Origin of the sequence: Pseudomonas sp. MB-090624 (genome assembly GCF_003205245.1) — a bacterium.
In the GTDB taxonomy this organism is placed as follows: domain Bacteria; phylum Pseudomonadota; class Gammaproteobacteria; order Pseudomonadales; family Pseudomonadaceae; genus Aquipseudomonas; species Aquipseudomonas juntendi.
On the sequence record NZ_QJRK01000003.1, the window covers coordinates 151,711 to 160,059 of the forward strand.

3 protein-coding genes are annotated in these 8,349 nt (G+C 66.1%); 1 reads left to right on the forward strand and 2 read right to left on the reverse strand.

Annotated elements, in window-relative coordinates:
• Positions 1 to 201: 201 nt before the first annotated feature.
• Positions 202 to 2,628 (forward strand): TonB-dependent siderophore receptor, encoded by a 2,427-nt coding sequence (locus tag DMX12_RS02920; RefSeq protein ID WP_110676161.1) that lies wholly within the window; start codon positions 202 to 204, stop codon positions 2,626 to 2,628.
• Between the two features lie 87 nt (positions 2,629 to 2,715).
• Here DMX12_RS02920 and DMX12_RS02925 read toward each other — a convergent pair whose 3' ends face one another.
• Together DMX12_RS02925 and DMX12_RS02930 are read right to left on the reverse strand one after the other, a co-directional pair.
• A complete protein-coding gene (locus tag DMX12_RS02925; RefSeq protein WP_110676163.1) occupies positions 2,716 to 3,669 on the reverse strand; it encodes an alpha/beta hydrolase in 954 nt (317 codons plus the stop codon).
• 55 nt (positions 3,670 to 3,724) lie between these two features.
• Positions 3,725 to 8,349 (reverse strand): non-ribosomal peptide synthetase (locus DMX12_RS02930; RefSeq protein ID WP_146226809.1); only part of this gene is annotated, 4,625 nt, incomplete at its 5' end.

Below are 8,349 nucleotides of genomic sequence, written 5' to 3' on the forward strand. Positions count from 1 at the left end.
CACGGCGCCGCGATCCGCCCGCAAGGAAGGCGGAACAGCCGACGCCATGGCATTCCCCCTGCGGGGTTTTCATCAGATAAATCGCCAAGCACAGATTGCTGATTCTTTTTTCCGGTTTCCAATCCGTGATGCGTCTAATTATCAGTTACTGACCATTCCAAAAGAAAAACTGCCCACATCCCTCAGGAGTTCCTTTCACCCATGCACCGCCCGAACCTGTCCCCGACCCTTCTGGCACGCGCCGTACGTCCATCGCAGTCGAACCGTATGGTACTGCCGGGTGCCCTGCTGGCCCTGATGCTGCTGGGGAGCAGCGCAGCCCACGCCGAGCAGGTCTCCGTCAACATCGCCGCCCAGCCGCTGTCCAGCGCCCTGCAGCAACTGGGTCAGCAGACGCAGATGCAGATCCTCTACAGCCCGGAATTGGTGCAAGGTCTGAAGTCCAGCCCGGTATCCGGCTCGCTGTCGACCGACGAGGTGCTGCAGCGCATGCTCCAGGGCAGCGGCCTGTCCTACCGCGTGGACGGCCACACCATCCTGCTGGTACCGCCACCCAGTGCCGGCGAGGCCGCACTGGAGCTGAGCCCAACCGCGATTTCGGGCATGGCGCCAGGTTCGGTCACCGAAGGCTCCGGCCTGTACACCACCTACATGTCCAGTAGTTCGACGCGCCTGAACCTGACCCAGAAGGAAACGCCGCAATCGGTCACCGTGGTCACCCGCCAGCGCCTGGACGACCAGAAGCTGACCAACCTGACCGAAGTGCTCGAGGCCACCCCGGGCATCACCGTGCTGCGCACCGGCATCGGCGCCGAGAACGACACCTACTGGTCGCGCGGCTTCCAGATCAACAACTTCGAGATCGACGGTGTTCCCACCTCCCCGCGCCTGGACAACACCACCCAGAGCACGGCGATGTACGACCGTGTCGAAATCGTGCGTGGCGCCACCGGCCTGATCAGCGGCACCGGCACCCCGTCGGCGACCATCAACATGATCCGCAAGCGCCCGACCGCGACCTTCCAGGGCAGCGTGACCGCCGAAGCTGGCAGCTGGGACCGTTACGGCACCGGATTCGACGTTTCCGGCCCACTGACCGACAGCGGCAACGTCCGCGGGCGTCTGGTGGTCGACTACAAGACCCAGAACTCCTTCGTCGACCGCCTCGAGCAGGATACGCAGCTGATCTACGGTATCTCCGAGTTCGACCTCAGCGATGCAACCATGCTGACCGTCGGTTTCAGTTACCTCAATACCCAGGTCGACGACCCGCTGCGCACCGGCTTCCAGGTCCGCTACGCCGACGGCAGCAAGACCGACTTCAGCCGCTCGAAGAACAGTTCGCCAACCTGGTCGTACAACGACCGCAAACAGACCAATGTCTTCACCTCCCTCGAGCATCAGTTCGACAACGGCTGGAGCGGCAAGGTCGAGCTCAGCCACAGCGTCATGGACTTCGACGAGCTGATCAACTACATGAACGGCGAGATCAGCCCGGTGGACGGCTCGGGCGCCTACATGTACCCCAACCGCTGGTCGGGCAAGCCTCGCCAGAACAACCTCGACGCCTACCTGACCGGCCCGTTCACCCTGTTCGGTCGCGAGCATGAACTGATCACCGGGGTCACCCTGTCCCGCTACACCGAAAACACCCCGGATCACGGTGGCTGGTTCGGTCCCTGGACCGGCTATGACGGCACCATCGACAATATCTGGGACTGGAAAGGCCAGGGCCCGCGCCCGGACACCACCACCATCGGCAAAACCTACATCCAGGAAAACCAGTACGCCGCCTACATGACCGGTCGCTTCCACGTAACCGACGACCTGGCCGTGATTCTCGGCGGTCGCGTCACCGACTGGCGACGCACCAGCGACTACCAGAACTGGAGTGATCCGACGCTCGACAACAAGAGTGACGAGAACCGCCACGGCGTGTTCCTGCCCTATGCCGGCGTGGTCTACGACCTCAACGACACCTGGTCGGTCTACGGCAGCTACACCAAGATCTTCAACCCGCAGCCCTATGGCGTGCACGATGAGAATTACAAGGCCCTCGACCCACAGGAAGGCACCGGTTACGAGCTGGGCGTGAAAGGCAGCTTCAACGAGGAAAAACTCAACGCCAGCCTGGCGCTGTTCCGCATCGACCAGGACAACCTGGCCGTCTATGAGCGTGCGCCGGACATCTACCGCGCCGAGCAGGGCACCACCACCAAGGGCGTGGAGCTGGAGCTCAACGGCGAGCTGGCCGAGGGGTGGCAGGCGTTCGCCGGCTACGCCTACAGCGTCAGCACCGACTCCGACGACAACCGCATCGTCACCAACACCCCCCGTCACAGCGCCAAGACCTTCACTACCTATCGCCTGCCCGGCATTCTGGACAACAAGCTGACCATCGGCGGTGGCGTGAACTGGCAGAGCAAGACCGGCCAGGACCTGCACACCTTCACCCAGGGCAGCTATGCCGTGACCAACCTCATGGCGCGCTACGACATCACCCGGAACCTGAGCGCAACGCTCAACCTCAACAACGTCTTCGACCGCAAGTACTTCTCCTACGTCGACAGCTGGGGCGTGTACGGCGCGCCCCGCAACTTCATGACCAGCGTGCAGTACAAGTTCTGACCGCAACCACGACCCAGGGCGCAAGGCCCTGGGTCGTATGCAACGCAAAAGGGCCGCATGGCGGCCCTCCCTATCCAGTGCAAACCATCAGTTCAAGGCGTCACGCAGTACCTGCGCCAACCTCTCATACACCGTGTCGATCTCAGCCGTGACCAAGCGCATGCGCAGAAAGTCGTGCACCAACCCCTCGAACACCTCGCAGCTGACCGCTACCCCCTGCTCGCGCAGGTGACGTGCATAGGCCTGGCCTTCATCCAGCAATGGATCGAAACCTGCCAGGCCGATGTAGGCCGGCGCCACGCCCTGCAAGCCGGTGGCCAGCAGCGGCGAGAAACGCCAGTTCGAGCGGTCCTCGGCCTGGCGCGCATAATGGTCGTAGAACCACTCCAGGGTGGCGCTCTCCAGCAGGTAGCCCTCGGCGAACAGCGTACGCGACTCCCAGCGCTTCGAGGCATCGGCCACTGGATAGCAAAGCAATTGCAGCCGCGGCTGTACAGGCCCACCCAGGTGTGCGGCGTCGATCGCCAGCACGCTGGCCAGGGTCGCGCCGACACTGTCGCCGCCCACGGCGACCCGGCTGGCATCCAGCCCCCACTCGCGCCCGTTGCGTGCCAGCCACGCCAAGGCATCGGCGCAGTCGTTGAGCGCCACCGGAAAGCGTTGCTCGGGCGCGCGTCGGTAATCGACGGTCAGCACCGCGCAGGGGGTGCGCGCGCAGAACTCGCGACAGACGCCATCGTGCGAGGCGATGCTGCCCACCACGAATCCACCACCGTGCAGGTACAGCAGCACCGGCAGTGGTTGCTCGGCAGGCGCGCAGGGCCGGTAAAGACGCAGCGCCAGGGTGGCGCCATCGCGAGCCTGGCAATGCAGGTCCTCGCTATGGACCTGCGGCGCTTCCCAACGCATGCGCACGGAGGCTTGCTCGAAGGCGTCGCGCGCCTGGGCGGGGGTCGAGCGGTGGAAGGCCATGGACTGGCCATCGCCAGGGCTGGCGTCGACCAGGTCGAGGAATTCGGCAATTTCAGGGTTCAGTGGCATGACTCGGTTCCTGGGCCGGACGCACCCGCATCCGGTCTGTCAGAAGAAGGAAAATTCAGTTGGCCTGGACCTGCAGGCAGTGCTCGATCAACAGCGTCAACTCGGCCTGGAACTGGTCCATGAAGGCCGTGATGGTGCCCTGGCGGAAGCGTCGGTTGCTGTAGATGCAGCGGAACGACAGCTTGCCGTCGAACACCTGGCCCACCACTTCGAGCCAGTTGGCCAGGCTCGCCTGCTGCGAGAAGCTGTCGCCGACGCTCTCCGGCGCGGGCAGGAACAGCGCCTGCTCGGCATCGAAGCTCTGGTCGAGCTGCCCCAGGTAGTTGAAGGTGACCTGCGCCTGCGGCAGCTCGGCCAGGCGCGCGCGCACCCACGGTTCGTCCATGTGGCGCAGCACCCCGTAGCCGATGCCCTTGTCCGGCACCTGGGCCAACTGCTCGCGAACCGCCACGATCGACGCCCCGGGGTCGGCCACCGGGCTCAGGCGTACCGGATACATGCTGGTGAACCAGCCCAGGGTACGGCTCAGGTCCAGTTGCTCGAAAAGATCCTCGCGGCCATGGCCTTCCAGCAGCACCAGCGCCGACGCACTGTCGTCCCATTGGCACAGGGCCCGGCTCAGCGCAGTCAGCAGCAGGTCGTTGATCTGCGTCTGGTAGGCTGCGGGCGCCTCCTTGAGCAACTGTGCGGTCCGTTGCGCATCCAGGCTGAACGCGGCCTCTTCGCGGTGGCACATGAGGTTGCCGCCACGTGGGTTGTCACAGCGCAGCGGCCCGTCCTGGCGGTCGAGCTGCGCCACCCAGTAGTCGAGCTCACGTTCGCGCAGGGTCACCGCATGGCCGGCCAGGCCAGCGGCCCATTCACCGAAGCTGCTGGTGCGCTGCGGCAACCGCGGCTCCCGGTCGGCGAGCAAGGCCTGGTAGGCCTCCTGCAAGTCCTGCAGCAGCACACGCCAGGACACACCGTCGATCACCAGGTGGTGGATCACCAGCAGCAGGCGTACCTGGCCATTACCCAGGGTCGCCAGCAAGCCGCGCATCAGTGGCCCCTGGGCCAGGTCCAGGCTGCGTTGCAGTTCATTGGCCAGGTCCTCCAGCGCTTCTTCGTCGGCCACCTCGCGCACCCACAGCAGCGGGTCATCGCCAAGGCGCTGCAGGCACTCCTGCAACGGCTGGTAACGCTGGATCCAGCGCCCCTGCTCGTGGCTGAAACGCAGGCGCAAGGCATCGTGCTGGCCGAGCATGCAGGTCAGCGTGCGCTCCAGCGCCTGCGCATCCAGTGGCTGGTTGGCACGCAGGATCAAGGCCTGGTTGAAGTGTTCCGGCGCATGGGTTTGCGCGGTGAAGAACCACTCCTGGATCGGGATCAGCGGGAAGGCGCCCTCCACCACCACGGCCTGCTGCTCGCCGCTGACCCGCGACACGCCCTGCTGGTCGAACAGGTTGGCGATGGTCTGGCAACGCATCAGCTCGCGCAGCTTGAGCTCCAGTTTCAGTTGCGCATGGTTGCGCACCCGCGAAATCACCTGCAGGCTGAGAATCGAATCGCCGCCCAGCTCGAAGAAGTTATCGGTGATCCCCACCTGCTCCACCTGCAGCACCTCGGCCCAGATCTGCGCCATCCATTGTTCCTCCTCGCAGCGCGGGGGCACATGGCTGGCCAGGTCGAAGGTGGGCTCCGGCAGGGCCTTGCGGTCGAGCTTGCCATTGGGCGAGACCGGCAGGCGCTCCAGGCAGATCACCTGCAACGGCACCATGTAGGCCGGCAGCGTTTCGGCCAGGGCGGCCTTGAGCTGATCGCCGCGAACCTCGGCGCTGGCCGCCACGTAGCCGATCAACTGCTTGCCGGAAACACCGTCGCGAGCGATCACCACGGCATCGCCGACACCCGGTTGCTGGCGCAGGCTGGCTTCGATCTCGCCCAGCTCGATGCGGAAACCCCGCACCTTCACCTGGTGATCCAGACGCCCGACGTAGTCCAGTATTCCGCTTTGACGCAGGCGCACCAGGTCACCGGAACGGTAGAAACGTGCCCCGGGCTCACCGAACGGGTCGGGCACGAACCGCTCGGCAGTGATCGATGGCCGCTGGTGATAGCCGCGAGCCACGCCATGGCCACCGATGAACAGCTGCCCGGCAAAACCGACCGGCAATGGGTTGAGGTCATCGTCCAGCACCCGTAGCGAGCGCTGCCCCACGACTCGGCCAATGGGTGCGTAGGCCGCGCCGCAGGGCTCTTCGGCCGAGGCCTTCCAGAGCATCGGCGTGACCACCGTTTCAGTCGGCCCATAGCCATTGGTGATGTAGCGTGGCCGCAGCACCTCGCGCACCTCGGCCAAGGTCTGCTCCGGCACGGCGTCGCCGCCCAGGCAGTAGATACGCACCGGGGGCGGCTCGACACCGCTGCGCTGCACATATTCGGCCACCTGCTTCAGGTAGGCGGGCGGGAAGCAGGCGATGTCGACCCGGCCCCGGCTCAGCGCCTCGCAAGTCTGCTGGGGCGTCCACAGTTCGTTGTCGCGCAAGATCAGCGTACCGCCCACCGCCAGCGAGGTTAGCCAGCGCTCGTGGGCACCGTCGAAGGCGAACGACATGAAGTGCAGCTCTCGGGTGCCGGCCTGCATCTCGTAGAGTTCGGCGATGGCCTGGCAATGCATGCTCAAAGGTCCGTGGCTGACCGCCACGCCCTTGGGCACACCGGTCGAGCCAGAGGTGTAGATCAAGTAGGCCAGGCTGTGCTCGCCCGGCACCGGGAACACGCTGGCCGGCGTACCGGCTTCGCACGCCAGGGTCGCCGGGTCGAGCGGTTCCAGGCCCACGGGCAGGGGCAGGCGCTGCCCCAGGTCGGCACGACCGATCAGCTGGCGCATGCCGGAGTCCTGGATCATGAAGGCCAGGCGTTCGGCCGGGTAGTCCAGGTCCAGCGGCACATAAGCCGCACCGCTCTTGAACACCGCCAACAGGGCCACCAGCATGTCCACCGAGCGTTCCAGGGCTACGCCCACCAGTACCTCCGGGCCGGCACCACGGGCGAGCAGTTGCCGCGCCAGCACGTCGGAACGGGCCTCCAGCGCCGCGTAGCTGAGGCTCTGGCCGGCACACTCGGCGGCGATGGCCTCGGGCCGCGCAGCCGCCTGGCGAGCGATCAGCTGGGCCAGCATCACCGGCTCGCCGGTCTGCGCCGGCACCGCGCCCCAGGCGTCGAGCGCCTGAGACTGCGCCGGGCTGAGCCGTTGCAGGTTGCCGATGCATTCGGCAGGGCTGTCGATCATCGACTGCAGCAAGGTCTCCATCAGTGCGCGAATGCCCTGTACGGCCTCGGCCGTGAAGTGGCTACGCAGGAACAGGTACTCGATGGCCAGGGTCTCGCCGAGGGTTACCGCCAGGTCCATGGGGAAGTTGGTGACGTCGTGGCTGCTCGAGGCGCCGAAGCGCAGGCCGCCCTGGGCCTGCTCCAGGCGTTGGTCGATGGGGTAGTTCTCGAACACGATGATACTGTCGAACAGGGCCTGGCCACCCTGCCCCGACCAACGCTGGATGTCAGCCAGCGGCGCATGGGCGTGCTCGCGCAGGTCCAGGTTGTCGGCCTGCAGCTGCTGCAGCCACTGATCCAGGCGTTGTGTCGGCTCGAGGGTCTGGATCACCGGCAAGGTGTTGATGAACAGGCCAAGCATGTGCTGCGCGTTGGCCAGGCTCTCGGGGCGACCGGCCACCGTAGCGCCGAAGGCCACGCTGCGCTGGCCGGTGTAACGCTGCAGCAGCAACAGCCAGGCGCCCTGGATCAGGGTGTTGGCGGTAATGCCCTGGGCCCGGCAGTGCTGCTGCAAGGCGGCGGTGCGCTGGGCGTCCCAACGGGTGTACAGCGCCTCGTGCCCCGGCAGGTCGGCAGTGTGCCGCGGGTGAATCGACTGGCTCAGTTGGGTCGGCGCGTCGAGCAGGCGCAGACGGCCCTGCCAGTAGTCCTGCAGGCGCCCCTGATCCTGCGCCTGCAACCAGGCGATGAAGTCACGGTAGCGGCCGCTGTCGCCGGTCACTTCACCGCTGGCGTAGTGCTGCAGCACCTCGCCGAACAACTGCGAGCTGCTCCAGCCGTCCATGAGGATATGGTGGCTGGTCCACACCAACTGGTGCTCGGCGTCGCCCGTGCGCACCAGCAACAGGCGCTGCAGCGGCACCTGGCCGAGGTCGAAGCCACGCTGCGCGCGGGCGACCGCCTCAAGGTCGGCGGCGGTAAAGGTTCGTGCCCGCCAGTCGAGTACGGTCATCGCCACGTCGACGTGACGGTGCACCACCTGCAACGGCGCGCTCTGGCCGCCTTCCCAGTGGAAGGACGTACGCAGGATCTCGTGACGGCCGATCACATGCTGCCAGGCGGCGCGGAAGCGCTCTTGCTCGAGCCCCGCGACCGGCAGGCTGAGCTGGTTGACGTACAGGTCGTCGCCTGCGTCGGACAGGCTGTGGAACAGCATGCCCTGCTGCATCGGCGACAGTGGGTAGATGTCTTCGATTTCGGCCACCGCCACCGGCAGTGCGTCGAGTTGCCCTTGGCTCAGACCCGCCAGCGGGAAGTCCGACGGCGTCAGCCCTTGCGGTGCCTGGCAGTGCTCGACCAGCGCCGCCAGCTCCGCCTCGTAGGCCCGCGCCAGCCGCTCGATGGTCGCGCGGGCGAACATCTGCCCGC

Excerpts from the sequence above, each read along its gene's own strand:
- DMX12_RS02920 (WP_110676161.1), top strand. The coding sequence starts at position 202 with ATGCACCGCCCGAACCTGTCCCCGACCCTTCTGGCACGCGCCGTACGT.
- DMX12_RS02925 (WP_110676163.1), bottom strand. The coding sequence starts at position 3,669 with ATGCCACTGAACCCTGAAATTGCCGAATTCCTCGACCTGGTCGACGCC.